This is a genomic window from Mesorhizobium sp. M8A.F.Ca.ET.057.01.1.1 (assembly GCF_003952565.1).
Lineage (GTDB): Bacteria > Pseudomonadota > Alphaproteobacteria > Rhizobiales > Rhizobiaceae > Mesorhizobium.
In genome coordinates this window covers 613,324-635,801 of sequence record NZ_CP034454.1, presented here as the reverse complement: position 1 = coordinate 635,801, position 22,478 = coordinate 613,324, and the positions used below count along the sequence as shown (strand labels likewise).

Sequence of the window (22,478 nt, the reverse complement as noted above, 5' to 3'; positions counted from 1 at the left end):
TCTGAATAACCCAGAATCGCGTGCCCGGCGACCGCAAATATGGGCTGGCCGCGACGAACCTCGCCGACGGGCGTCGAATACCTATCGGCGCGCCGAAACCAGCAGGAACATCGGCCGCTCGAGCTCTTCCGCAAGACCCGGCATGGCCGCGATCTGCGCGTCCGTCGGACGGAATTCCTCGACATGCTCGATCGTGAAACCCGTCCCGATCAGCGTGTTGAGCGTGGTGCCGATGGTGCGGTGATGTTTCACCACACCCTTGGCCAACCAGTCGGTCTTGCGCGGCCCTTCCACCAGATACCGGTCGACAGGCCAGGTCTTTTTCCCCTCGCCATCGGTCGACCAGCCCGGATTGGTCGGCGCCATATAGATCGGATGCTCCGTCGAGAAGACAAAATGGCCGCCGGGCGACAGGGCCTGATGCACGGTTCCGAACAGGCGCTCGATATCTTCGACATAGTGCAAGGCGAGCGAACTGTAGGCGAGGTCGAAGCTGGCCTGCGGCAGGCTGAGCTGGTCGAGGTCGGCTCTCTCATAGGTGATGCCCGTGTCCGGGCCGGCCGCTCTCGCCCGGGCAAGCATCTTCTCCGACAGGTCCAGCCCAAGGACATCGCTCGCCCCTTGCCCGTGCGCCCAGCGGCAAAACCAGCCAAAGCCGCAGCCGAGGTCGACGATCCTCAGGCCCGCGACATCGGGCAGCATCGCGCGCAGCGCCGGCCACTCGGCGGCGCCGTCCAGGCCTTCGACCGAGCGGCCAAGCTGGCTGTAGCCCGCGAAGAATTCTGGTTGATCGTAAATGTTCTGCGCCATGTTTCTCTCGTTCTTCAGACAGCCATCTGGCGGAAGACTGACATTTGGTGGACTGGCCGCGCCTTTCCACCATGGCCTCGGGGTGTCAAGCCTATGAGCCCGACGGCAACCCCAGTGGCGGCGGCCGCCGCCGGATCGGCTGTGCCTTGATGATCGCGGTGCTGGTCTCGGCCTTGTCGGCGATCCGGTCGAGAATGCCGTCGAGGTCGCCGATCGAGCGCACGAACAGCCGGGCGACGAAACAGTCATCTCCCGTCACCTTGTCGCATTCGCCAAACTCTTCAATCTCCTCGATCAGTTTCTGGACGATGTGCAGCTTGCCAGGCAAAGGTTTGATCCGCACGATCGCCTGCAGCGTATAGCCGAGCGCCAGCGGATCGATCTCGACGGTGAACGCCCGGATGACGCCGCGCTCCTCGAGCCGCCGCAGCCGCTCCGAAACGCTGGGCGACGACAGCCCGACCTGGGCCGCCAGGTCCTTCAGCGAGGTCCGCGCATCCCTGACCAGGATTTCGAGGAGATTTCGGTCGAGATCGTCCAGCATTTCTTTTTCTCGCGGATTCGAGCAGTTGCCTAATATAATTAGGTCAGTTCCTCATACAGCCTTTCTGAAGAGATGGAAAGCCTTGACATCGCATGAGATTATGCTGGCTCAACGGGTTCAGAGGATATCATGAACGATACTGTACGTGGCACGGTCGAAATGTCGGCCGCAATGGCGATCCTGGGAACGATCGGATGGTTCGTCATCATGTCCGGCCAGCCGATCATGGATGTGGTGTTCTGGCGCTGCGCGTTCGGCGCGCTGACGCTGCTCATTATCTGCGCTTCGCTTGGATTGTTGCGCAACAGGCTGTCGTTGCGCATCATCGGCCTCGCAGCACTTGGGGGCGCGGCGATCGTCATCAACTGGCTGCTGCTGTTCAGCGCATTCTCACGCGCCTCCATCTCGATCGCCACCGCGGTCTACAACACGCAGCCCTTCATGCTGGTCGGCTTCGGCGCGCTGTTGTTCGCCGAGCGGCTGACATTGACCAAGCTGACCTGGCTGGCAATCGCCTTCGCCGGCATGGTGCTGATCGTCGGAGCCGCCCCAGACGCCGGCGATGTCGGCACGAACTATTTCGCCGGCATCCTGATGGCCCTGGCCGCCGCCTTTTTCTGGGCCGTCGCGGCCATCGTCACCAAGAAGCTCAAGGGCACGCCTCCGCATCTGATCGCGCTCATCCAAGTTTGCGTCGGCGTCGTCATGCTGGCGCCCTTCGCCAATCTCTCGCATCTTCCCGCCGACCCATGGAGCTGGGCCATGCTGGCAACGCTCGGCATCGTCCACACCGGCCTGATGTACATCCTGATGTACGGGGCCATCCAGAAGCTGCCGACGCATCTGCAGGGGTCGCTGTCCTTCATCTATCCGGTCGTTGCCATCCTGGTCGATGTCACAGCTTTCGGCCATCGGCTGCATCTTAGCCAGGTCGTCGGCGCCGCCGCCATCCTGATCGCTGCCGCCGGCATGAACCTCGGCTGGACATTGTGGAAGTCAAGGTCACTGGCGGAAAACACTCAGCTCGGCAGGTAAAGCACCGCGGATTTGCGCCGGAAGCAGGACTCATGCGATGAGAGCGTAGGCGCAGCGGGGGTGGTGTCGTGGACGTCGGAACCTTTCAGCGACGGCTGTTGCCCCGCGAACGCATCTTATGGAGCGGTATTCCCGCGCAGGGTGTATTATTCGCCGGTCGCGATGTGTTTCTCATTCCGTTCAGCCTGCTCTGGTGCGGCTTTGCAATCTTCTGGACGTACTCCGCATCGATGCAAGGCGCGCCGCTTTTCTTCGATGTTTGGGGAGCGATGTTCATCTGCATTGGGCTCTTCTTCGTCTTCGGCAGGTTTGCAGTCGACGCATGGTTGAGACGGCGTACCTCCTATGCGGTCACGGACAAGCGCATTCTCATCATGCGTACCGCCCCTTTCGCCAATTTCACGTCGATCGATCTGGAGCGCCTGCCCGACATCCAGCTTTCCGGCGAGGGGCAAAAGCGTGGTAATTTGCGCTTCGGCGCCGCGACATCCTTCTTCGGAAATCCTGGCGGCTGGTCTCAGTCCCGCTATCAGAATTTTGGCAGCTGGGCTCCGGCCCTTGACCCGGTCCCGCAATTTCTCGGCGTCGAGGATCCGTCGAGGGTTTTCGACATCATCACGAGGGCCAGCAACGCCCTTCGTTCCGATCGCCGGGCGCCACCTGACACCTGACACCTGTTCAATCCCGGCAGTTTGCTCTATGCCGCAATCCAACCATCTTCGCCCGGCATAGGCGAAACCCGGGATCGAAGAACCATGAATGACGCAACGCCTCCCAACCGCTGCCGCATCGTACTGATCGCGCCACCCGGCGTGCCGGCCGCCCGCATCGCAGCCGCGTTCGACGGCGGCGACATCGCCTCGCTGATCCTGCCCGAGAACGGCATGGACGAGGCCTCCTTCCAGGCCTTTGCCGAACAGGTCGTACCGGCCGCGCAGGCCGCGGGCGTGGCCGTCATCATCGCTGGCGACACCCGCATCGCCGGCCGGGTCCAGGCCGACGGCATCCATCTCGAGGTCTCCAAGGCCGAACTCGCCGAGACGATCGAGCATTTCCAGGCGAAAATGATGGTCGGCGCCGGCGGCGCCAAGACGCGCGACGACGCGCTGGAGCTCGGCGAAGCCAGGCCCGATTACATTTTCTTCGGCCGCTTCGGCTACGACAACAAGCCTGAGCCGCATCCGCGCAACCTGTCATTGGGGCAATGGTGGGCGCAGATGATCCAGATCCCTTGCATCGTCGAGGCCGGTTCCGATCTTGCCTCCGTCGAGACCGTGGCCGCCACCGGCGCCGAATTCGTCGCGCTGTCGAGCGCCGTGTTCGCCGACGGCGTCGATCCGAAGGTGGCGATCGGCCGGGCCAATGCGCTGCTCGACGAAACAGCGCCGCGCTTCGAGGACTGACGTGTCCCTGGCAAGGCTTTCCCTTCAGGCCCTGCTTGCGGCGGTAGTGATCCAGGCCGCCGCCGCCGAAACTATACCCTTGCCGCAGCCCAAGCCTGAAACCGGCGTGCACACCGACAAGCCGATCGAAAACCAGCTGCCGCAGCCCGCCACCACGGCGGAGCCCGCACCGCTGCCCTCGGTCGACAGCGTCAATCCCGACCGCTTCGGCGCCAAGCCGGCGGACGCCGCCTATGGCGCTTTCCAGCGCGGGCTTTACAAGACCGCCTATAATCTGGCTCTGATCCGTGCGCAGAACGGCGACCCGGCGGCGCAGACGCTGGTGGCCGAGATCCTGTCGCGTGGGTTGGGTGTGCCGTTGAACTCGGCCGAGGCCGCGAAATGGTACGCGCTTGCCGCCGAGCAGGGTGTGCCGGAATCGCAGTTCCAATATGCGCTGATGCTGCTCGACGGCCGTTACGTCAAGAAGGACGCGAAGGGAGCCTATGCCCTGATGCAGGCCGCCGCCGAAGCCGGCAACCAGCTGGCGCAGTTCAATTTCGCGCAGATGCTGGTCCAGCAGGATCCCGGCGACGCCGGCTTGGCCAAGGCGGTTTCCTACTATGAGCGCGCTGCCGCGACCGGTCTCGCCGACGCGCAATACGCCATGTCGCAGATCTATGCCAACGGCGTCGGTGGCAAGCCGCGCGACGATGCACAGGCACGGCGGCTGCTGGCGCAGGCCGCCCGTCAGAACTACGACACCGCGCAGATCGATCTCGCCGCCTGGATGATCGAGGGCCGCGGCGGCGCGCGCGACCTGAAATCGGCTTTCGGCTGGACGAAGCAGGCCGCCGAAGGCGGCAATGTCGCGGCCCAGAACCGCCTGGCAAAACTCTATATGCAAGGCATCGGCACCGATCCGGACCTCGTGCTCGCCGGCGCCTGGTACATCGTCGCCCGCCGCGCCGGCCTCATCGATCAGGAGATGGACGATTTCCTGCAAGGGCTGAGCGATGACCAGACCAAGCAAGCCCTGCAGAAGGCGAACCGCCTGCCCTGAGGACAGCTGGCAAGATCTGCCGGTGCCAGCCCCGTTGCTCGGCCCATATGGGCCACTCCCTTGCCTCTCCGGGCGATTTGTGGTCTTGGAGCCTTAAATCGCTTGTCACGGCGAACATCCCATACCGACGGCCTGGCCGTTGGCAGCATCCCGGATCCCATCATCATGGCCAAGATCAATGGCAACGAAATCCGTCCCGGCTATGTCATCGAACACGATGGCGGCCTCTGGGTGGCGGTCAGGACCAACACCGTCAAGCCCGGCAAGGGCGGCGCATACAACCAGGTCGAACTGAAGAACCTCATCAACGGCACCAAGCTCAACGAGCGCTTCCGTTCGGCCGAGACGGTCGAGCAGATCCGGCTCGACCTGAAGGATTTTTCCTTCCTGTACGAGCAGGAAGACGCGCTGGTGTTCATGGACACCCAAAGCTACGAGCAGCTCGAACTGAACAAGGATTTCGTCGGCGACCGCGCCGCGTTCCTGCAGGACGGCATGATGGTGACGGTTCAGCTCTACGAGGAGCGGCCGATCGGCATTTCGCTGCCCGACTATGTGACGCTGACCATCACGGAGGCCGATCCCGTGGTGAAGGGCCAGACCGCGGCGTCCTCCTACAAGCCGGCGGTGCTGGAAAACGGCATTCGCGTGCTGGTGCCGCCCTTCATCGGCGCCGGCGAACGCATCATCGTCGACACCAACGAAATCACTTACGTGCGCCGCGCCGACTGATGCGTGCTGCCCAAAAGTGGCCCCGGATTTGGGTCACCGGCATGCATCGAGACAGAATTTAAAGCGCCGCACCAGGAAGAAGCACTATGGCACGCTCAGCCCTCCTCAACGTCATGGTCCAGGCCGCAATGAAGGCCGGCCGCTCGCTGTCGCGCGACTTCGGCGAGGTCCAGAACCTGCAGGTTTCGATGAAGGGGCCTGGCGACTATGTCAGCCAGGCCGACCGCAAGGCCGAGGACATCGTCTTTGCCGAATTGTCGAAGGCACGCCCGGGCTACGGCTTTCTGATGGAAGAGCGCGGCGCCGTCGCCGGCGATGACAGCCAGCACCGCTGGATCGTCGATCCGCTCGACGGCACTACCAATTTCCTTCACGGCATTCCGCTTTTCGCAGTCTCCATCGCGCTCGAGCGCCAGGGCCAGATCGTTGCCGGCGTCATCTACAATCCTGCCATGGACGAGCTCTACACCACCGAGCGCGGCGGCGGCGCCTTCATGAATGATCGCCGCCTGCGCGTCGCCGGCCGCACGAAGCTTGTCGACACGGTGATCGGCTGCGGCGTACCGCATCTCGGCCGCGGCCACCACGGCAATTTCCTGGTCGAGTTGCGCAACGTCATGGCCGAGGTTTCCGGTGTCCGCCGCATGGGCTCCGCCTCGCTCGATCTGGCCTATGTCGCCGCCGGGCGCATGGACGGGTTCTGGGAAGTGGGCCTGTCGGCCTGGGACATCGCCGCCGGCCTGCTCTTGATCCGCGAAGCGGGCGGCTTCGCCTCCGACATGGATGGCGGACAGGATATGCTCGACACCGGCACGGTCGTCGCCGGCAATGAGATCATCCAGCGCGCATTGCTGAAGACGGTGAAAAAGCCGCTCCCGCCGCGCTGAACCGCCGCAGTCGCAAAAACCGCAAACAAAGCTTGAAATACTGTCCGGCGGTTGCCCAGATAAAGGGTGACGCCAGGACGATAGATGATTAACACGCCGCCACAGATCGACATTCCGTTCATCGGCCGCTGGCAATATTCGCGCGCCGAGATGATCGCCGACGGGATCGTCCATGCGGTGGGCATCGTGCTGGCGATCACGGCCGGCTCGGCGCTGCTGGCGCTCGCCGCCTTCCGGGTCGGGCCCGGCGAATACATCGCCGCCGTCTTCTATGTCGTCTCGCTGCTCACCGTTCTGTCGGTGTCATTGACCTACAATCTGTGGCCGGTGACCTCGCCCGCGAAGTGGATCTTGCGGCGTTTCGATCATGCCGCGATCTATCTCTTGATCGCCGCCACCTACACACCCTTTCTCGCCCAGTTGGGAAACTCGCCGCTGGCGCGCTGGATGATCGTTCTGGTCTGGGCCGCGGCGGCAACGGGCATTGCCATCAAGGTGTTTTTCCCCGGCCGCTTCGACAGGCTGGCGATCGTCTTCTACCTTGCCATCGGCTGGAGCGGCGTCATCCTCGTCAAACCGCTCGTCGAGACGCTGCCGACCACGTCGATCATGCTCATCGTCGCCGGCGGCGTCGTCTATTCCTGCGGCGTGGTTTTCTTCGCCTGGAAGGCGCTGCGCTTCCACAACGCCCTGTGGCACGGCTTCGTCGTCACCGGCGCCGGCCTGCATCTGGCGGCCATGGTCGACTGCCTGGTCATCAACCGCCTTTGAGGCGCCGGCTCCAAACGCCGCCTGTGGCAATATTGCCAAGCACCATTCAATTTGGTCACAATTCCGTTTAGAGTCGCCAACTGCGTGATCGGCGGCACTGGGCAATTCAAGGGAAAGTGTGAGCGGTTTCCCGATCGGAATTGCGTCAAGGCAAACAGAGCATCGGAAACGGGGCACGGATGGCTTTTCTCAGATCCTTCGGCATGGGCAGGCGCTCCGACGTACTGGTCTACGATCCGCATAAATTGTCGAGTCCGCAGGTCTTCCTGCTCACCATGGTCATCTTCCTGGCCATCGTCGCGTTCATCGCCGCCATCTTGACCCGCCAGGTCACCACCGCTTTCGTCACCAATCCCGGCCTCAATGGCCTGATCGTCGGCGTGCTCGTCGTCGGTATCCTGCTGGCCTTCACGCAGGTCGGGCGGCTGTTTCGCGAGGTGCGCTGGGTCAACTCGTTCCGCGCTGGCTCGGAGACCACGGAACCGGTGCTGCTGGCGCCGATGAAGGCGATGATCGGCCGCTCCTCCTCGATGGCCTTTTCGACCTCATCGATGCGCACAATGCTGGATTCCATCGCCACGCGCCTTGACGAAAGCCGCGACACCTCGCGCTACCTGGTCGGCCTGCTGGTGTTTCTCGGCCTGCTCGGCACCTTCTGGGGCCTGTTGAACACGATCGGCTCGATCCGCGAGACCATCGAGTCTCTCGATCCCGGCACGGGTGATGCCGCGGCGGTGCTCGATTCACTGAAGCAGGGCCTGTCGGCGCCGCTGGCCGGCATGGGCACCGCCTTCTCGTCCTCGCTGTTCGGCCTCTCCGGCTCGCTCGTGCTCGGCTTCCTCGACCTGCAGGCCGGCCGCGCCCAGACGCGCTTCTACACCGAACTCGAAAACTGGCTGTCCTCGGTCACCGACCTGTCGTCCGACATCGTCGTCTCCGATGCGTCCAAGACCGAGCCCTCCGACGAAATCCGCCTGTTGTCGGAGCGGCTGCGCAGCATGCAGGAGAATGGCGGCGGCTCCAACCCGCGCGTCGCCACCGCCATGGCCAATCTCGCCGATGGCATTTCCGGCCTGGTCAAGAACATGCGTTCCGAGCAGCAGATCATGCGCGACTGGGTCGAGGCCCAGTCCGACGAGCAGAAGGCGATGCGCAATACGCTGGAAAAGATCGCCGACGCGCTGAAGAAGCCCGGGGTGCACTAGCATGGCGCTTGCCAGGGGCCGGCGTACCGATCGCCGCATCGATTATTGGCCTGGCTTCGTCGACGCGCTGTCGACGCTGTTGCTCGCCATCATGTTCCTGCTCACCGTCTTCGTGCTGGCGCAGTTCCTGCTCGGCCGCGAAATCTCCGGCAAGGACACGGCACTGTCGCGCCTCAATTCGCAGATCAACGAACTGACTCAGCTTCTGGCGCTGGAACGCTCGACGGCGCAGGACAAGGAGGATTCGCTGGCCAATCTGCAGGCGTCGCTATCGGCGGCTCAGGCGGAAAAGAGCCGGCTCGAACAGTTGCTGGCGCAAGGTGCCGGCGCCGGCGACGCCGCCAACCAGCGTGCCGCCGAGCTGGGCGGCGAACTGGACAGCCAGCGCCAGATCAGCCAGCAGGCGCTGAGCCAGGTCGAGATCCTCAACCAGCAGATCGCGGCCTTGCGCAAGCAGATCGGCGCGCTCGAGGATGCCCTCAACGTCTCCGAAACGCGCGACCGCGATTCCAACACCAAGATCGCCGATCTCGGTCGTCGCCTGAACGTGGCGCTGGCGCAGCGCGTGCAGGAATTGAACCGCTACCGCTCCGATTTCTTCGGGCGCCTGCGCGAAATCCTCGCCGATCGCGAGAACATCCGCATCGTCGGCGACCGCTTCGTGTTCCAGTCGGAAGTGCTGTTCCCAACCGGCTCCGAAGTGATCAACGATGCCGGCAAGGTCGAGATGAAGAAGCTCGCCGACGCCATCATCGAATTGCAGAAGGAGATCCCGCCGGAGATCAACTGGGTGCTGCGCGTCGACGGCCACACCGACAACAAGCCGCTGTCCGGCAATGGCCGTTACCGAGACAATTGGGAACTGTCGACGGCACGCTCGACCTCGGTGGTCAAGTTCCTGATCGAGAACGGCGTCCCAGCCAACCGGCTGGTCGCCGCCGGGTTCGGCGAGTTCCAGCCGCTCGATCCCTCCGACACCGATGAGGCGCGCAACAAGAACCGCCGCATTGAACTGAAGCTCACCGAACGTTGATCCATCATCACGTGAACTCACGCGAAATTGTTCGTCGGCTCAACTCTAGGGCGCAGGGATCGGCCGGCAAGGCCTGAAAAGATTATCTTTTTTTAATTACACTTCGCGTCGAAGCGCTCTTAGCTTGCCGCTCAGGGCCGAGAACCGCCGGCGATGCCTCTCCCATCGCGACGCGACGGAACCGGACGGCCCACGTCCGGAACGCGGAGCGGCAAGGCCGCTCCCTTCCCAGCAAAAGGAGGCGCCGTCATGCGCTCTTCAGTATCTCTCATGACTGCAACCCTTGCCGCAATTCTGGTCGCCGCCCCGCTTGCCGGCGCCTATGCCGCGGGCCATCACAAGGGCGCTCTCGACGCGACCGACCCCACCGACATGACGGGTCCGCGTGTCGAGGCGCTCGTTGAGCAGATTCAGGGTGTCCATCGGGGCATCGTCGACGCCAGGCAGGCCAACAACATCACCCCGGCCGTCGCGGAGCTCCTGGAAATGCGAACGGCCCGCATCGGTCAGGCAGCCGAGAAGATAGCCGCGTCGGATCACGGCAGGATACCAGTCGCGCAATACCATGACCTGCTGCGCCGGCTCGACAATGTCGACCAGCGACTGAGGGTCGATACCGGCACCGGTTTCCTGATGGGCGACGGCGCCGACGGCGGAAACTATCCGAACGGCTGAGGCCATCCTGCCTGGAAAGGTCCCAGAGGAAGGGACCACTGGCGCCTTCGGGACCCCAATCCCGCGGGCGTCCTTTTTCCTTACCAGCCCATCTACCATCCGAGCCAGACCGCGATCAGGGCAACCACCGCCGGCACGGTCTGGATGTAAAGGATCTTGCGGCCGACTGTTGCCGCGCCATAGAGGCCGGCAATGGCTACGCATAACAGGAAGAAGACCTTGACCTGGAAACCGGCGGCGCCGAGGTAAAGCCCCCAGATCAGGCCGGCGGCGAGGAAGCCGTTGTAAAGGCCCTGATTGGCGGCGAGCACTTTGGAGGCGCTGGCGAATTCCGGCGTCAGGCGGAATGTCTTGTGCCCGCGCGGCGTGTCCCAAAGCACCATCTCGAGATAGACGATGTAGACATGGATCAAGGCCACCAGCCCGACCAGGATGTTGCCGATCATTCTGCTCCCCCTTCATGCGTCGCCGGCAGCATTTCATGCTCGACCTCGCCTGCGCAAGCTGCATCCGCCGAATGGTATCCGAGGGTTGCCAACGCTTTTGCGTTGGTGTTTTTTCGCGCCGTCCTCAATCACGGAAGCCGCCATGTCCTTTCACAAACTCGACGACCTCGGCCACAAGCTCGAAGCGCTTGAACATGCGCTGGCCATCCTCGGCGCCGATGAAGCGACCCACATGGCCGTCGGCGGCGGCGAGAAGCGCGCCGAGGCGATGGCGGCCCTTGCCGGCATGTATCACACCAGGGCGACCGCGCCGGAAATATCGGACTGGATCGCCGCCGCTGAAGGCGAGGCATTGGACGATGAGCAGCGGGCGGCTCTGGCCGAGCTGCGTCGGCAATACACCAACCTGACCTGCCTGCCGGTCGAGTTCGTCGAACGCCAGACGACGGCGCGCATGCGTTGCGAGCAGCTATGGCGCGACCTGCGCGCCAAGAACGACTGGGCTGGCTTCCAGCCGGCGCTCGAGGGCGTGGTGGCGCTGGTGCGCGAAGAGGCGGCCCTGCGCTCCGACGTGCTCGGCCTTGCCCCCTATGACGCGCTGATGGAGCAATTCGACCCCGGCAACCGCACGGCTGACATCACTCCTGTCTTCGCCGACCTGAAGGCCTTCCTCAAAGGCTTCGTGCCGGAGGCGCTGGCAATCCAGGACGCGCGGCTGCGCAAGCATCCGCTGAAGCCGCTTTCGGGCACCTACGCGATCGACCGGCAGCGCGAACTCGGCCTTGCCATGATGGCCGCGGTCGGCTTCGACCTGACGCACGGCTCGCTGTCGGTGTCGCACCATCCGTTCTGCGGCGGCGTGCCCAGCGACGTGCGCATAACCACCCGCTACAAGACATCGGATTTCCTGTCGGCGCTGATGGGCGTGCTGCACGAGACCGGCCATGCGCTCTATGAACAGAACCTGCCCAAGGCATGGTCGCACTGGCCGCTCGGCAAGGCCCGCGGCATGGCCGTGCATGAAAGCCAGAGCCTGTTCGTCGAAAAGCAGATCGGCCGCAATCCCGCCTTCTGGCGCTGGGCGCTGCCGGTGGTGGAAAAGCATCTCGGCGAAGCCTGGTCGCTCGACGATCTCCTGCCGCATATACATCGCGTCGAGCGTGGCCTGATCCGGGTAGATGCAGACGAGGTGACCTATCCGCTGCATGTCATCCTGCGCTACGAACTGGAGCAGGAACTCGTCTCGGGCAGGCTGGAGGTGGCTGATCTGCCCGAAGCCTGGGATGCCAAGATGCGCGACTATCTCGGCCTCTCGACCATCGACAATCCTGCGGACGGACCAATGCAGGACGTGCATTGGCCAGGTGCCGCCTTCGGCTATTTCCCCTCCTACACGCTGGGCGCGATGATGGCGGCGCAGCAATGGGCCGCGCTGGTGCGCGAGCATCCTTCGGCCGACGACGACCTTGCAAAGGGAAATTTCGCTGATATCAACGGCTGGCGTCGCGAGAAAATCTGGTCGCAGGGGTCGCGCTGGTCGACGCCGGACCTGCTTGAGCGCGCCACCGGCGAAAAACTCAACGCTGCATATTTCGTCAATCACCTGAAGCAGCGCTACGGCGGATGAAATCGACCCGGCGGACAGGAATGCAATGGAGCATCACCGCCGCACTGCGATAACATCTCGCGTCTTGCGGGATCGCCTCTACTTTTCTATCACTGGTGGCATCCGACGATATCTGGCGACACGTGCGGATCATGCGGGTGGGGGTGCTTTCCGGTGATATCTTCTGCGATCACGCGGCTTGTTGTCTTGTTTGCCTTTGCCATTTTCTGCGCGCCGGCCATGGCGGACGCCGAAATTCACAAGGGCACAGTCGGAGGCTGGATCGACCGGATCGAGCTTCCCAGGGCCGACCCGCGTTTCGACAGCCGGATCAAGAACGGAATCTCCAACCTCGTTTCCGAGTACCAGATCCGGCAGCGGCCTGATGGCATCGAGGCATTCGACCATTATGCCTACAGAATAGTCGATCGCACCGGACTCGAGCGCGGCGCCGCCATAAATTTCGAATTCGACCCCGCGACGTCGCAAGTCACGATGAACTGGCTGAACATCATCCGCGACGGCGTGGTGATCGAGCGCCTGCCAGGGGCCAGTTTCGACGTGTTCCGACGCGAGAAGGACGCCGAGAAAGGCCTGTTCGACGGCTGGCTCACCGCTTATGTCAACGTCGACGATGTCCGCGTCGGCGACATCATCGACTACGGCAAGACGACCATCAGGACACCGATCGTCGGCGCGGATCTGTTTTTCCACTCGGTCGCCGTTGCCTGGGGGGAGCCTATCGCGCTCATCCGCGAAAGGGTGATCTGGCCGGCAAATCAACCCTTGAACATCCGCCAGGTCCGGACCGACATCCAGCCGGATATCAAGACCGAAGGTGCCTCGAAAACCTACACCTGGCAAAGCATCAATCCCGCTCCGGTCAAAGCCGAGGAGAATCTGCCGGCGGATTTCCTGACCTATCCGACGGTCCAGATCTCCTCGACGAACAAATGGCAGGACGTCGTCGATGCGATGTTGCCCTACTACCGGCTCGACCAGGAATTGCCGGCCGCCTTCGCCTCCAAGCTCGATGACATCGCCACCAGATACGTCAGGCCGGAGGACCGGATGATCGAGGCGATGCGGCTGGTCCAGGACACCATCCGTTATGTGAGCTTGTCGATGGGCCGCGGCTCCTACATTCCCCGCAGCCCGGCTACCGTGATTGCCAGCGGCTTCGGCGACTGCAAGGACAAGGCCCTGCTCCTTGCCTCCAGTCTGCGCCGGCTCGGCGTCCAGGCCGATCCGGCCCTGACGGATCTCGATGACGGACTGGCGCTTGGCGACATGCTGCCGACGATACGCGCTTTCGACCACGTCATCGTCAAGGCGTCGATCGGAAGCCAGGCCTACTGGATCGACGCGACCAATTATCTCCAGGGCGGCAGGGCCGAAAACCTTGTTCCGCCCGACTACGGCTTTGCCTTGCCGATCGTCGCCGGCAGCGCACGGATGGAACGGATCGAGCGCAAGGAGCTTTTCCAGCCGACAACCTTCGTCAGCGAGGCGTTCGACTTCCCGAAGAGAAAGGGCGAGGCGCTGAAACTGACGGTCAGCACGACCTATCGGGACGCGGATGCCGACAGCATGCGCTACAGGCTGGTTTCACAATCGGCCACCAAGCTGGCCGACGATTATCTCCAGTATTACAACCGACAATATCCGGGCATGACCAGCCCGGCGCCGCTGTCGACACGGGACGATCGCGACGGCAACGTGGTCACGACGGTCGAAGTCTATGAACTGCCGCCGGATGCGCTCGACGAGGATGATCTCGCCAAGAATTTTCCGCTGAAGGCCGATGTCGGCATCAGCAATTTGCCGGAGCCGGACATGGTCGGCAGGACCGGGCCGGTCTGGCTTGGCAGCCCGATGTTCAAGCGCCATCAATGCATTGTCAGAAACCTGAAGGCCGAGTTTGTCGGGCCCGAGAAATCCGACGACGTGATCACGCCCTATGTTGCCTTCAAGGCGCGCTGGTCGAGCACGCCGACCGAGTTTCAGGTCGACTGGTTTCTGAAGACCATCGGCGATCGGGTTCCGGCCAAGGACATCGGTTCCTACCTGAGGTCACGCCGGAAAATGGGCGACAATTCCAGCTGGAACTACAACTTCGCCTATGCCGAAACCGAGGCGAACTGACTGTTACCGGAAATGCCCTATTCCGCCGCACCCCTGAAGGCGCTGGCGCCGGTCTCGAATTGCAGCTTTGCCAGCCGCGCATAGATGCCGCCCTTGGCGACCAGGCTCTGATGCGTGCCTTCCTCGACGATGCGGCCGCCATCCATGACCAGGATCCTGTCGGCCTTCAGCACCGTCGCCAGCCGGTGGGCGATGACGATGGTGGTGCGCCCCTGCATCAGCCGCTCGAGCGCCGTCTGCACCAGTGTCTCGCTTTCGGCGTCGAGGGCGGAGGTCGCCTCGTCGAGCAGCAGGATCGGCGCATCGCGCAGGATGGCGCGGGCGATCGCGACCCGCTGGCGCTGGCCGCCCGACAGCGTCACGCCGCGTTCGCCGACCGGGCTGTCGTAGCCGTGCTCGAGCTTGAGAATGAATTCGTCGGCAAGCGCATCCTTCGCCGCGGCCTCGATCTCGGGCTCGCTGGCGCCTGGACGGCCAAAGCCGATATTGTCGCGCGCGCTCGCCGCGAAGATGGTGACATCCTGCGGCACGATGGCGATGCGCTCGCGCACCGAAACCGGATCGGCTTCGCGCACGTCGACGCCGTCGATCAGGATCTTGCCGGTTTCGGGATCGTAGAAGCGCAGGATCAGCGAAAAGACGGTGCTCTTGCCGGCCCCGGAAGGACCGACGATGGCCACCGTCTCGCCGGGTTTGACCGAAAAACTCAAGCCATGAACGGCGGCGCGATCGGGTCTTGCCGGATAGGAGAACGAGACGTCATCGAAGACGATCGCGCCCTTGGCGGCCGCAGGCAACGGCTTCGGATCGGCAGGCGCCTGGATCGCCGGTGTCTCGGCCAATATCTCGGTCAGCCGTTCGGCGGCGCCGGCTGCTTGCGCGAGTTCGCCCCAGACTTCCGACAGCGCGCCGAGCGCGCCGGCGGCGAACACCGAATAAAGCAGGAACTGCCCGAGTGTGCCGGGCGACAGATTGCCGTCGAGCACGTCGCGCGAGCCGAACCACAGCACCGCAACGACCGAGGAGAAAATGGTGAAGATGGCGAAGAAGGTAAGGAAGGACCGCGCGAAGATCGAGGCGCGCGCCGCCTCGAAGGCGGCTTCCACCGCGCCCGAAAAGCGACCGGTGACCAGTGTCTCATTGGTGAACGCCTGCAGCGTGCGCACCGCGCCGATCTGCTCGCTGGCATAGGCTGTCGCCTCTGCAAGCGTGTCCTGCGCCTGCCGGGATTTGCGCCTCACGGAGCGGCCGAAGGCGACCAGCGGCAGCACGATGATTGGAATGGCCGCTATGACCAGGCTGGATAGTTTCGGGCTGGTGACAACCATCATCGCCACGGCGCCGAGGCCAAGGATGACGTTGCGCAGCGCGACCGAGGCCGTGGCGCCGACCGCCGACTTGACCTGTGTCGTATCGGCGGCAAGCCGCGACACGATCTCGCCCGACTGGGCGGTGTCGAAGAAGGCCGGCGACAATGTCGTCACATGAGCGAAAACGTCGCGCCTGATATCGGCGACGACGCGCTCGCCGAGCGTGATGACGAAATAGTAGCGGCCGGCCGAGGCGGCCGCCAAAAGCGCCGCCATGGCCACCAGCGCGGCAAAATACTCGGCGATGAAAGTGGACCCCGACGGCGTGAAGCCATGATCGATCATGCGCCGCACCGCCAGCGGCAGCGCCAGCGTTGTCATCGCGGCGATTGCCAGCGAGACCACGGCGCCCGCCACTATTTTCCGGTAGCGGCCAATATAAGGGAACAGGCGCCTGAGCGGCTTGAGCGAGCGGCGACGCTCGTCTGCGCTGCTGGATTGCGCCATCTCGGTGTTTCCTCTAGCCGTCTCAGCACATGCGCCTCAATATGCGCTAGCCGCGGCCTTGTGATTCAATTTCGGCTGATGTATAGCCACGCCGACCGTTTTAGAAGCCGTGGCTCCTCAATAGCTGCGGCTTCGAGTTTTAAAAAGGGGCGCATCGACGCAGGCTTATGCCAGTCAGCCGCGCCAACAAGCCAGGAACCGAGCCATGAAGAGCGCTATTCATCCCGACTACCACACCATCAAGGTCGTCATGACCGACGGCACCGAATACATGACCCGTTCGACCTGGGGCAAGGAAGGCGATACGATGAACCTCGATATCGACCCGACCACCCACCCGGCCTGGACCGGCGGCCAGCAGACCCTGCTCGACCGCGGCGGCCGCCTGTCGAAGTTCAAGAAGCGTTTTGAGGGTTTCGGCCTCTAAGCCAGGCTGCCTTCGCAGTTCAAAGACCCGCCCTCGTGGCGGGTTTTTTGTTGCGCAGAACCATCTTCCCTGCTCCCCGTATAGTGACGGCGAGAGGGATTCCGTCCTTGGCGGCTTGGCCGGATGTTAAAACTATGGGAAGCTCAAGGCTTCTCTACTCGCCCAGCAATTCCCTCAGCGCCATGCGCTTATAGGCGGCGACCAGCCTGTCGCCCTCTTGCCGCTCGACCGAAATCGCCAGGCGCATGACCGCCTCGCCCATCTGCCAGACGAGAAATGCCGTGGTCTCCAGGGATACCGGGTCGACGCCGGGGCGTAGCCGCTTCAGCACCGCGACCAGGAATTCGGCATTGGCCCGGCTGTCGGCGAGCTCGAGCTGGCGCAGCGCCTTGTCTGCTTGCGTGCCCGACCAGATGTCGCGCATCACCGGCTCGGCCAGGAACAACCCGTAATAGATGTCGACCAGCTCCGAGAACGCCCGGCCAAGCCCTTCGGCGTCGTTGACGTCTTTCAACGCCGCCGAAATGCAGGCCTGGCTTTCCACGGTGTAGCGTTCGGCCAGCGCCCAGACGATCGCCCGCTTGTCCGGAAAGAATTGGTAGAGCGACCCGATCGACACTCCCGCCCGCTCCGCCACCTCGCCCATGCGCATGGCATCGCTGCCCTGCTCGGCGATCAGCGCCGAAGCGGCGGCAAGCATGCGCTCGACCCGCTCGCGGCTGCGCTGCTGGCTCGGCGCACGGCGCGGCGAGGCGATCTGGTCGTTGGCCGGTGTGCCTTCCATGACTGTCTCCAACAAACGCGCTCGGCAAAATCGCCGGGAATGGCTTGACTTACAAAATACGAGGGTTTATCACGTTTTGCAAATGTGAGGATTACTCATGTTTTGAAGCGGAGAAAATGACATGACTGACACCAAACCAATCCTGATCCTCGGCGGCACCGGCAAGACCGGCAGCCGTCTCGCCGCGCGGCTGACCGCGCATGGCGTGCCGGTACGCATCGGCTCGCGCTCCGGCGCGCCGCGCTTCGACTGGGAAGTTCCCGCCACTTGGGGACCGCACTCGATGGCGTCGGCGCCGTCTACATCAGCTACTATCCAGACCTCGCCGTGCCGGGTGCCGCCGAAACCGTTGGCGCCTTCTCCCGGCTTGCGGTGGCCAGTGGCGTCACCCGGCTGGTGCTGCTCTCGGGGCGCGGCGAGGCGGAGGCCCAGCGCGCCGAGGAGATGCTGAAGGCCTCGGGCGCGGAGTGGACGATCCTGCGCTGCGCCTGGTTCTCGCAGAACTTCTCCGAAGGTTTTCTCATCGAGCCGCTGCTGGCGGGAGAAGTGGCGCTGCCGGTCGGACCTGTCGGCGAACCCTTTGTCGATGTCGACGACATCGCTGACGCCGCCGAAGCGGTGCTGACTGGGCCTGGTCATGTCGGCCAGCTCTATGAGCTTACCGGGCCGCGGCTGTTGAGCTTTGCGGATGCGGTCGCCGAGATTGCCAAGGCGGTTGGGCGCGATATCCGCTTTGTCAGAGTTTCGCATGATGAGTTCACGGCCGCTGTCGCGTCGCATGAACTGCCACCCGAAATCGTCTGGCTGCTCGATGAGCTGTTCACCAAGGTGCTCGACGGCCGCAACGAATCGCTTACCGACGGCGTCCAACGCGTGCTCGGCCGTGCACCGAAAGACTTTTCCGCCTACGCAACCGAAACCGCCGCTAGCCGAATCTGGAGTAACTGAGATGAGCAAGCTTGTTCCCACCCTCACCATCACCGCCGCGATCGGCTTGGGCGTCGTCGGCGGCGTCTTCTTCGCCTTTTCCAACTTCGTCATGGCGGCGCTTGCCCGGTTGCCCGTCCCCGACGGCATCGCCGCGATGAATTCGATCAACGTCACGGTGATCACCCCAACCTTCATGACGGCGCTTTTCGGCACCGGACTGATCTGCCTGGTGCTTATAGCCGCCGCCCTCATGGGCTGGAGCCAGTCCGGCTCGTACTGGCTGCTGGCCGGCGCGGTGATCTATCTGATCGGCAACCCGATCGTGACCATGGTCTTCAACGTGCCGCTCAACGATGCACTGGCCGCGGTCGATCCAGCCAGCAGCAATGGTGCCGCGGTCTGGTCCGACTTTCTCAGGGACTGGGTGATGTGGAACCACCTCCGCACCGTCACCGCCATCGTGGCGATGGCATCCTTCTGGTTCGCCTCGCGTTGACATGTTTGCGGGCCGCATCGGGCGTTGCGGCGGCCGCAAGCATTATCGGGAGAAGAGCCGTGAACGACCCCTATTCGACCATGGCCATCGGCATCGCGATCGGCGTTGGCCTCGGTGCTGCCCTTGGCGCGGCGATGGATGATTCGGCCCTCGGCATCGGCGTGGGCATCGCGATCGGTGCCGGCATCGGTGCTGTTTTCGGACGCCGGCCCGGAAAATGATGGTCCTGCTTTCGCAGCAAATCTCAGCTCTTCGCCTTGCGGTCGGCGTGGCCGAGATCACGATCCGGATCGATGACGTCGCGGACCAACTGCTTGAGTTTAGCGGCGTCCGGAAAGCCGCCGTCGCGCTTGCGGTCCCAGACCATCACATCGTTGCAGGAGATGGTGAAGATGCCGCCGGTGCCCGGCACCAGCGTCACCTCGCCGAGATCGGTGCCGAAGGTGGAGAGCAGCTCCTGCGCCATCCAGCCGGCACGCAACAGCCATTGGCATTGCGTGCAATAGGTGATGCGGATGGCGGGCGACCGAGCTTTGCTCATGTCGGATCGGGCTTCACTCACGCCGCGCTGAGCTTGGCCAAGGTTTCGTCATCGACCTCGAAATTGGCGTAGACGCTTTGCACGTCGTCGTCATCCTCGAGCGTGGCGACCAGCTTCATCAGCGACTGCGCCCGCTCTTCGTCGACCGGCACGTTGTTCTGTGGCTGCCAGATCGGCTTGACCGATTCCGCTTCGCCGAGCGAGGTTTCCAGCGCCTTGGACACCTCGCCGAGAGTCTCGAAGCCGCAATAGATGGTGTGGCCTTCCTCGTCGGTCTCCACGTCGTCGGCACCGGCCTCGATCGCCGCATCCATCACCTTGTCGGCGCTGCCGACTGACGCCGGATAGTAGATTTCGCCAACCCGGTTCCACATGAACGACACCGAGCCGGTTTCGCCCAGCGCACCGCCGGCCTTGGTGAAGGCGGCCCGCACATTGGAGGCCGAGCGGTTGCGATTGTCGGTCAGCGCCTCGACGATCAGCGCGACACCGCCGGGGCCGTAGCCCTCATAGCGCACGGCTTCGTAATTCTCGGCGTCGCCCATCGACGCCTTGTTGATGGCGCGCTGGATGTTGTCCTTCGGCATCGAGACCGCCTTGGCGTTCTGGATCGCCAGGCGCAGGCGAGGGTTCATCGATGGATCGGGCGTTCCGCTCTTGGCGGCGACGGTGATTTCGCGCGCCAGCTTGGAAAACATTTTCGACCGCACCGCGTCCTGACGGCCCTTGCGGTGCATGATGTTCTTGAACTGTGAATGGCCAGCCATGGCACCCCTGTCGTGTTCGGCTAGAGCGTCTTGCCGCGAGATGCTTCACCTCGCCTTTGCAAAAGGCTCGAATTCAAAATTTCAGAACGACCCTGATGCGTCCGGGTGGACGCGCGGCGCTCTTTGTCGGTATGGCCGGCTTATAGATAAATCGGCTCAATTCGTCCAGCCGCGCCGCGCCACGGCGATCCCGGCCGTGTCTATGCTTCCAGGTCGGACTTCAGCCGGTCGATGATACTGAGCGCATGGCCGGCATACTGGCTGATCCAGCGGTCGTGAATGTGCTTGATCGGCAGCGCGTTGAGATGGTTCCAGCGCTCACGTCCCTCACGGCGCGCAACGATCAGCTCGGCCTCCTCCAGCACCTTGAGGTGCAGCATGACGGTACAGCGGTCGATGTCGGGAAAGGCGTCGCACAGCATGCCGGTGGTCTTTGGCTCGTCTTTCAGCCGATCTAGCATTTCGCGCCGGCGCGGATGCGCCAGCGCCTTGAAAACATTGTCGTCCCGCGATTGGCTTGACATGTTATATTTCTATAACATATCCTTTTGGCAGGCAAGGAAGGAGCTGTGGATATGTCCCTTGGGTTCAGGGTTTCCGGCCGCGTTGGCAGGCCGGTCGCCGAAGTCTTCGACGCCGTCGTCAATCCGGACAAGTTGAGCGGCTATTTCACCACCATCGGCGGCGCCAGCGCACCGCTGGAATCCGGTGTCGGCGTCGTTTGGTGGGGCAAGGTTCCGGTCGAGGTCGACGAAGTGGTCAAGGACAGCCGCATCGTGCTGCGCTGGGACGCCACCGACGCCGACGGCAAGCCGGCCTACAAGACCCGCATCGAAATGGATTTCGAGCCGCTCGACGATGGCGGCACATTGGTCACCATCGCCGAGAGCGGCTGGCAGGAGGGCGCGGTCGGCCTGAAGAAGTCCTACCTCAATTGCGAAGGCTGGTCGCAGATGCTGGCCTGCATGAAGGCCTATGTCGAATACGGCATCAACCTGCGCGACGGCTATTACCGCAGCGAGATGAAGGGCGAGCCGGCCAGCGAGGCCAATGTTTGAACGACGATAGGAAAAGGGGAGAACCCGCAATGACGAAAGTAAGGCCATTCCTGATGTTCGAGGGCAAGGCCGAAGAGGCAATGACCCTTTATTGCGAGACCATTCCCGACAGTAGCATCCTCGACGTCACACGTTACGGTTCCGGTGAAGACGGCGCGGAAGGTATGCTCAAACTGGCACGTGTTTCCATCTGCGGCCTGGAGGTGACGGTCTATAACAGCCCTGTTCACCACGCTTTCACCTTCACGCCGTCGTTCTCGCTCTATGTCGACTGTTCCTCCGAACAGGAACTGGAGCGCATCGTCGAAACCTTGGCGGACGGAGGCGGCTTCCTGATGCCGCCGGGCAACTATGGTTTCAGCCGCCGCTTCGCATGGCTGAACGACAGGTTCGGCGTCTCCTGGCAGATCAACCTGCCATGATGGAACGCCAGTTGAACCCGCCAACCAGCACCCCAACAAGGACATGAACCATGACCGCGAAGATCACCGGCGGCATCAACATCGCCATGAAGGTGCCATCGCACCAGTATGAAGCGACGATCGCCTTCTATCGCGACGTCGTCGGCTTGAAGCCGTTCACGGCCAAGGCACCGGCCATCGGCTTCGAACTCGGCCCCAACAGGCTATGGATCGACGAAGCGCCGATGCTGAGCCAAGCCGAGATCTGGCTGGAGCTTTTCACGCAGGATTTTCCGGCCGCCGCGAAGCATCTCGCCGAGGCCGGCGTCGTACGCTGCGATGCCATCGAACCCTTGGGCGAGGGTTTCCGTGGCGGCTGGATCACCAATCCGGCCAGCATCATTCACATGGTGCGCGAACCCGAGCCTGGTGAGTTCGGAAAGGAGAACGACAATGCAGATCCATGAAGCACCCACGGCCGAGGCCGGCATGCTGATCCGGCGGCCTGTCGCCGAAGTGTTCGAGGCCATTGTCGACCCGGCGATCACCACAAAATTCTGGTTCACCCACGGCAGCGGCCGGCTGGACGGCGGCAAGGAGGCGCATTGGGAGTGGCGCATGTACGGCGTCTCGACGACGGTCCGCGTGAGCGAAATCGTCAGGAACGAACGGATCGTCATGACGTGGAGCGACCCGCCAACCACCGTGGTCTGGACCTTCACGGAAATGCCCGGTCAGACAACCTTCCTCGCGGTCCGGAATTTCGGCTTTGCCGGCAATGGCGACGAGCAGGTGAAAGAAGCGGTCGGCTCAACCGGCGGCTTCACACTGGTGCTCGCCGGCGCCAAAGCCTGGCTGGAACAGGGCCTGACGCTGGGCCTCATCGGTGATCGTCACCCGAAGGGGGTACCGGCAGGTTAAAC

At 63.3% G+C, this 22,478-nt stretch carries 27 protein-coding genes and 1 pseudogene; 20 read left to right on the top strand and 8 right to left on the bottom strand.

Annotation, left to right across the window (positions count from 1 at the left end; translation table 11 throughout):
• Positions 1–81: 81 nt before the first annotated feature.
• On the bottom strand, positions 82–810 hold the full coding sequence (locus EJ077_RS02820; protein ID WP_208699454.1) for a class I SAM-dependent methyltransferase: 729 nt from the start codon (positions 808–810) through the stop codon (positions 82–84).
• A gap of 91 nt (positions 811–901) precedes the next feature.
• Positions 902–1,354 carry an Lrp/AsnC family transcriptional regulator gene (locus EJ077_RS02815; protein ID WP_127872137.1) on the bottom strand — a complete coding sequence of 151 codons (453 nt, stop codon included), beginning with the start codon at positions 1,352–1,354 and terminating at the stop codon, positions 902–904.
• 129 nt (positions 1,355–1,483) lie between these two features.
• Here EJ077_RS02815 and EJ077_RS02810 point away from each other — a divergent pair, with 129 nt between their 5' ends.
• The 10 genes from EJ077_RS02810 to EJ077_RS02765 all read left to right on the top strand — a co-directional run bounded on the left by EJ077_RS02810 (position 1,484) and on the right by EJ077_RS02765 (position 10,137).
• A complete protein-coding gene (locus EJ077_RS02810) occupies positions 1,484–2,389 on the top strand; it encodes a DMT family transporter (RefSeq protein ID WP_208699452.1) in 906 nt (301 codons plus the stop codon).
• Between the two features lie 68 nt (positions 2,390–2,457).
• Complete coding sequence (locus EJ077_RS02805) at positions 2,458–3,060, top strand: PH domain-containing protein (protein WP_208699450.1); 603 nt, start codon at positions 2,458–2,460, stop codon at positions 3,058–3,060.
• Between the two features lie 84 nt (positions 3,061–3,144).
• On the top strand, positions 3,145–3,792 hold the full coding sequence (locus EJ077_RS02800; protein ID WP_208699448.1) for a thiamine phosphate synthase: 648 nt from the start codon (positions 3,145–3,147) through the stop codon (positions 3,790–3,792).
• A 1-nt stretch (position 3,793) separates the two neighbouring features.
• Positions 3,794–4,834 carry a tetratricopeptide repeat protein gene (locus tag EJ077_RS02795; protein WP_208699446.1) on the top strand — a complete coding sequence of 347 codons (1,041 nt, stop codon included), beginning with the start codon at positions 3,794–3,796 and terminating at the stop codon, positions 4,832–4,834.
• A gap of 165 nt (positions 4,835–4,999) precedes the next feature.
• Positions 5,000–5,566, top strand: coding sequence for an elongation factor P (gene efp, locus EJ077_RS02790; protein WP_027141779.1), 567 nt, complete (start codon positions 5,000–5,002; stop codon positions 5,564–5,566).
• An 86-nt stretch (positions 5,567–5,652) separates the two neighbouring features.
• A complete protein-coding gene (locus EJ077_RS02785) occupies positions 5,653–6,453 on the top strand; it encodes an inositol monophosphatase family protein (protein ID WP_136092530.1) in 801 nt (266 codons plus the stop codon).
• An 84-nt stretch (positions 6,454–6,537) separates the two neighbouring features.
• Positions 6,538–7,224, top strand: coding sequence for a PAQR family membrane homeostasis protein TrhA (locus EJ077_RS02780; RefSeq protein ID WP_208699444.1), 687 nt, complete (start codon positions 6,538–6,540; stop codon positions 7,222–7,224).
• Positions 7,225–7,403: 179 nt separating this feature from the next.
• Positions 7,404–8,429: a MotA/TolQ/ExbB proton channel family protein gene (locus tag EJ077_RS02775; RefSeq protein ID WP_136092531.1), complete on the top strand. Its 1,026-nt coding sequence runs from the start codon at positions 7,404–7,406 to the stop codon at positions 8,427–8,429.
• Position 8,430: 1 nt separating this feature from the next.
• Positions 8,431–9,462: a peptidoglycan -binding protein gene (locus EJ077_RS02770; RefSeq protein ID WP_208699442.1), complete on the top strand. Its 1,032-nt coding sequence runs from the start codon at positions 8,431–8,433 to the stop codon at positions 9,460–9,462.
• A gap of 249 nt (positions 9,463–9,711) precedes the next feature.
• On the top strand, positions 9,712–10,137 hold the full coding sequence (locus EJ077_RS02765) for a hypothetical protein (RefSeq protein WP_208699440.1): 426 nt from the start codon (positions 9,712–9,714) through the stop codon (positions 10,135–10,137).
• Between the two features lie 92 nt (positions 10,138–10,229).
• Here EJ077_RS02765 and EJ077_RS02760 read toward each other — a convergent pair whose 3' ends face one another.
• Entirely contained in the window at positions 10,230–10,583 is a 354-nt protein-coding gene (locus EJ077_RS02760; protein ID WP_136092533.1) for a DUF1304 domain-containing protein, read from the bottom strand.
• A gap of 142 nt (positions 10,584–10,725) precedes the next feature.
• Here EJ077_RS02760 and EJ077_RS02755 point away from each other — a divergent pair, with 142 nt between their 5' ends.
• Together EJ077_RS02755 and EJ077_RS02750 are read left to right on the top strand one after the other, a co-directional pair.
• A complete protein-coding gene (locus EJ077_RS02755) occupies positions 10,726–12,210 on the top strand; it encodes a carboxypeptidase M32 (protein WP_208699438.1) in 1,485 nt (494 codons plus the stop codon).
• A gap of 219 nt (positions 12,211–12,429) precedes the next feature.
• Positions 12,430–14,334: a DUF3857 domain-containing protein gene (locus EJ077_RS02750; RefSeq protein WP_208699436.1), complete on the top strand. Its 1,905-nt coding sequence runs from the start codon at positions 12,430–12,432 to the stop codon at positions 14,332–14,334.
• 17 nt (positions 14,335–14,351) lie between these two features.
• Here EJ077_RS02750 and EJ077_RS02745 read toward each other — a convergent pair whose 3' ends face one another.
• The gene (locus EJ077_RS02745; protein WP_208699434.1) at positions 14,352–16,151 is read right to left on the bottom strand and encodes an ABC transporter transmembrane domain-containing protein; all 1,800 of its coding nucleotides are present in this window, start codon (positions 16,149–16,151) and stop codon (positions 14,352–14,354) included.
• Positions 16,152–16,356: 205 nt separating this feature from the next.
• Between EJ077_RS02745 and rpmE the strand changes: the two genes are divergently transcribed.
• Positions 16,357–16,578 (top strand): 50S ribosomal protein L31, encoded by a 222-nt coding sequence (rpmE, locus tag EJ077_RS02740; RefSeq protein WP_096451251.1) that lies wholly within the window; start codon positions 16,357–16,359, stop codon positions 16,576–16,578.
• Between the two features lie 154 nt (positions 16,579–16,732).
• Here the strand turns inward: rpmE and EJ077_RS02735 are convergent, their stop codons facing one another.
• Positions 16,733–17,362 (bottom strand): TetR/AcrR family transcriptional regulator, encoded by a 630-nt coding sequence (locus tag EJ077_RS02735; protein ID WP_208699432.1) that lies wholly within the window; start codon positions 17,360–17,362, stop codon positions 16,733–16,735.
• Between the two features lie 121 nt (positions 17,363–17,483).
• Between EJ077_RS02735 and EJ077_RS02730 the strand changes: the two are divergent.
• The 3 genes and pseudogenes from EJ077_RS02730 to EJ077_RS02720 all read left to right on the top strand — a co-directional run bounded on the left by EJ077_RS02730 (position 17,484) and on the right by EJ077_RS02720 (position 19,009).
• Positions 17,484–18,310: pseudogene (locus EJ077_RS02730) on the top strand (NmrA family transcriptional regulator).
• Position 18,311: 1 nt separating this feature from the next.
• On the top strand, positions 18,312–18,788 hold the full coding sequence (locus EJ077_RS02725; RefSeq protein ID WP_208699430.1) for a DUF1772 domain-containing protein: 477 nt from the start codon (positions 18,312–18,314) through the stop codon (positions 18,786–18,788).
• Between the two features lie 59 nt (positions 18,789–18,847).
• A complete protein-coding gene (locus EJ077_RS02720; protein ID WP_208703199.1) occupies positions 18,848–19,009 on the top strand; it encodes a hypothetical protein in 162 nt (53 codons plus the stop codon).
• Positions 19,010–19,032: 23 nt separating this feature from the next.
• Here the strand turns inward: EJ077_RS02720 and EJ077_RS02715 are convergent, their stop codons facing one another.
• The 3 genes from EJ077_RS02715 to EJ077_RS02705 all read right to left on the bottom strand — a co-directional run bounded on the left by EJ077_RS02715 (position 19,033) and on the right by EJ077_RS02705 (position 20,620).
• Entirely contained in the window at positions 19,033–19,329 is a 297-nt protein-coding gene (locus EJ077_RS02715; protein WP_208699428.1) for a SelT/SelW/SelH family protein, read from the bottom strand.
• Positions 19,330–19,346: 17 nt separating this feature from the next.
• Positions 19,347–20,096: a YebC/PmpR family DNA-binding transcriptional regulator gene (locus EJ077_RS02710; RefSeq protein ID WP_208699426.1), complete on the bottom strand. Its 750-nt coding sequence runs from the start codon at positions 20,094–20,096 to the stop codon at positions 19,347–19,349.
• 200 nt (positions 20,097–20,296) lie between these two features.
• A complete protein-coding gene (locus tag EJ077_RS02705; protein ID WP_208699424.1) occupies positions 20,297–20,620 on the bottom strand; it encodes an ArsR/SmtB family transcription factor in 324 nt (107 codons plus the stop codon).
• 51 nt (positions 20,621–20,671) lie between these two features.
• On the opposite strand from EJ077_RS02705, the gene EJ077_RS02700 reads away from it, so the two are divergent.
• Genes EJ077_RS02700 through EJ077_RS02685 form a run of 4 tightly spaced genes read left to right on the top strand, consistent with a single transcriptional unit; the run spans position 20,672 to position 22,476 of the window.
• The gene (locus EJ077_RS02700) at positions 20,672–21,154 is read left to right on the top strand and encodes an SRPBCC domain-containing protein (protein ID WP_208699422.1); all 483 of its coding nucleotides are present in this window, start codon (positions 20,672–20,674) and stop codon (positions 21,152–21,154) included.
• A gap of 29 nt (positions 21,155–21,183) precedes the next feature.
• Positions 21,184–21,576 (top strand): VOC family protein, encoded by a 393-nt coding sequence (locus EJ077_RS02695; RefSeq protein WP_208699419.1) that lies wholly within the window; start codon positions 21,184–21,186, stop codon positions 21,574–21,576.
• Positions 21,577–21,626: 50 nt separating this feature from the next.
• Entirely contained in the window at positions 21,627–22,022 is a 396-nt protein-coding gene (locus EJ077_RS02690; protein ID WP_208699417.1) for a hypothetical protein, read from the top strand.
• The gene (locus EJ077_RS02685) at positions 22,009–22,476 is read left to right on the top strand and encodes an SRPBCC family protein (protein WP_208699415.1); all 468 of its coding nucleotides are present in this window, start codon (positions 22,009–22,011) and stop codon (positions 22,474–22,476) included. Before EJ077_RS02690 ends, EJ077_RS02685 begins: the two co-directional genes overlap by 14 nt.
• The last annotated feature ends 2 nt before the right edge of the window (positions 22,477–22,478 follow it).

Excerpts from the sequence above, each read along its gene's own strand:
- EJ077_RS02820 (WP_208699454.1), bottom strand. The coding sequence starts at position 810 with ATGGCGCAGAACATTTACGATCAACCAGAATTCTTCGCGGGCTACAGC.
- EJ077_RS02815 (WP_127872137.1), bottom strand. The coding sequence starts at position 1,354 with ATGCTGGACGATCTCGACCGAAATCTCCTCGAAATCCTGGTCAGGGAT.
- EJ077_RS02810 (WP_208699452.1), top strand. The coding sequence starts at position 1,484 with ATGAACGATACTGTACGTGGCACGGTCGAAATGTCGGCCGCAATGGCG.
- EJ077_RS02800 (WP_208699448.1), top strand. The coding sequence starts at position 3,145 with ATGAATGACGCAACGCCTCCCAACCGCTGCCGCATCGTACTGATCGCG.
- efp (WP_027141779.1), top strand. The coding sequence starts at position 5,000 with ATGGCCAAGATCAATGGCAACGAAATCCGTCCCGGCTATGTCATCGAA.
- EJ077_RS02785 (WP_136092530.1), top strand. The coding sequence starts at position 5,653 with ATGGCACGCTCAGCCCTCCTCAACGTCATGGTCCAGGCCGCAATGAAG.
- EJ077_RS02780 (WP_208699444.1), top strand. The coding sequence starts at position 6,538 with ATGATTAACACGCCGCCACAGATCGACATTCCGTTCATCGGCCGCTGG.
- EJ077_RS02775 (WP_136092531.1), top strand. The coding sequence starts at position 7,404 with ATGGCTTTTCTCAGATCCTTCGGCATGGGCAGGCGCTCCGACGTACTG.
- EJ077_RS02770 (WP_208699442.1), top strand. The coding sequence starts at position 8,431 with ATGGCGCTTGCCAGGGGCCGGCGTACCGATCGCCGCATCGATTATTGG.
- EJ077_RS02765 (WP_208699440.1), top strand. The coding sequence starts at position 9,712 with ATGCGCTCTTCAGTATCTCTCATGACTGCAACCCTTGCCGCAATTCTG.
- EJ077_RS02760 (WP_136092533.1), bottom strand. The coding sequence starts at position 10,583 with ATGATCGGCAACATCCTGGTCGGGCTGGTGGCCTTGATCCATGTCTAC.
- EJ077_RS02755 (WP_208699438.1), top strand. The coding sequence starts at position 10,726 with ATGTCCTTTCACAAACTCGACGACCTCGGCCACAAGCTCGAAGCGCTT.
- EJ077_RS02750 (WP_208699436.1), top strand. The coding sequence starts at position 12,430 with ATGGCGGACGCCGAAATTCACAAGGGCACAGTCGGAGGCTGGATCGAC.
- EJ077_RS02745 (WP_208699434.1), bottom strand. The coding sequence starts at position 16,151 with ATGGCGCAATCCAGCAGCGCAGACGAGCGTCGCCGCTCGCTCAAGCCG.
- rpmE (WP_096451251.1), top strand. The coding sequence starts at position 16,357 with ATGAAGAGCGCTATTCATCCCGACTACCACACCATCAAGGTCGTCATG.
- EJ077_RS02735 (WP_208699432.1), bottom strand. The coding sequence starts at position 17,362 with ATGGAAGGCACACCGGCCAACGACCAGATCGCCTCGCCGCGCCGTGCG.
- EJ077_RS02725 (WP_208699430.1), top strand. The coding sequence starts at position 18,312 with ATGAGCAAGCTTGTTCCCACCCTCACCATCACCGCCGCGATCGGCTTG.
- EJ077_RS02715 (WP_208699428.1), bottom strand. The coding sequence starts at position 19,329 with ATGAGCAAAGCTCGGTCGCCCGCCATCCGCATCACCTATTGCACGCAA.
- EJ077_RS02710 (WP_208699426.1), bottom strand. The coding sequence starts at position 20,096 with ATGGCTGGCCATTCACAGTTCAAGAACATCATGCACCGCAAGGGCCGT.
- EJ077_RS02705 (WP_208699424.1), bottom strand. The coding sequence starts at position 20,620 with ATGTCAAGCCAATCGCGGGACGACAATGTTTTCAAGGCGCTGGCGCAT.
- EJ077_RS02700 (WP_208699422.1), top strand. The coding sequence starts at position 20,672 with ATGTCCCTTGGGTTCAGGGTTTCCGGCCGCGTTGGCAGGCCGGTCGCC.
- EJ077_RS02695 (WP_208699419.1), top strand. The coding sequence starts at position 21,184 with ATGACGAAAGTAAGGCCATTCCTGATGTTCGAGGGCAAGGCCGAAGAG.
- EJ077_RS02690 (WP_208699417.1), top strand. The coding sequence starts at position 21,627 with ATGACCGCGAAGATCACCGGCGGCATCAACATCGCCATGAAGGTGCCA.
- EJ077_RS02685 (WP_208699415.1), top strand. The coding sequence starts at position 22,009 with ATGCAGATCCATGAAGCACCCACGGCCGAGGCCGGCATGCTGATCCGG.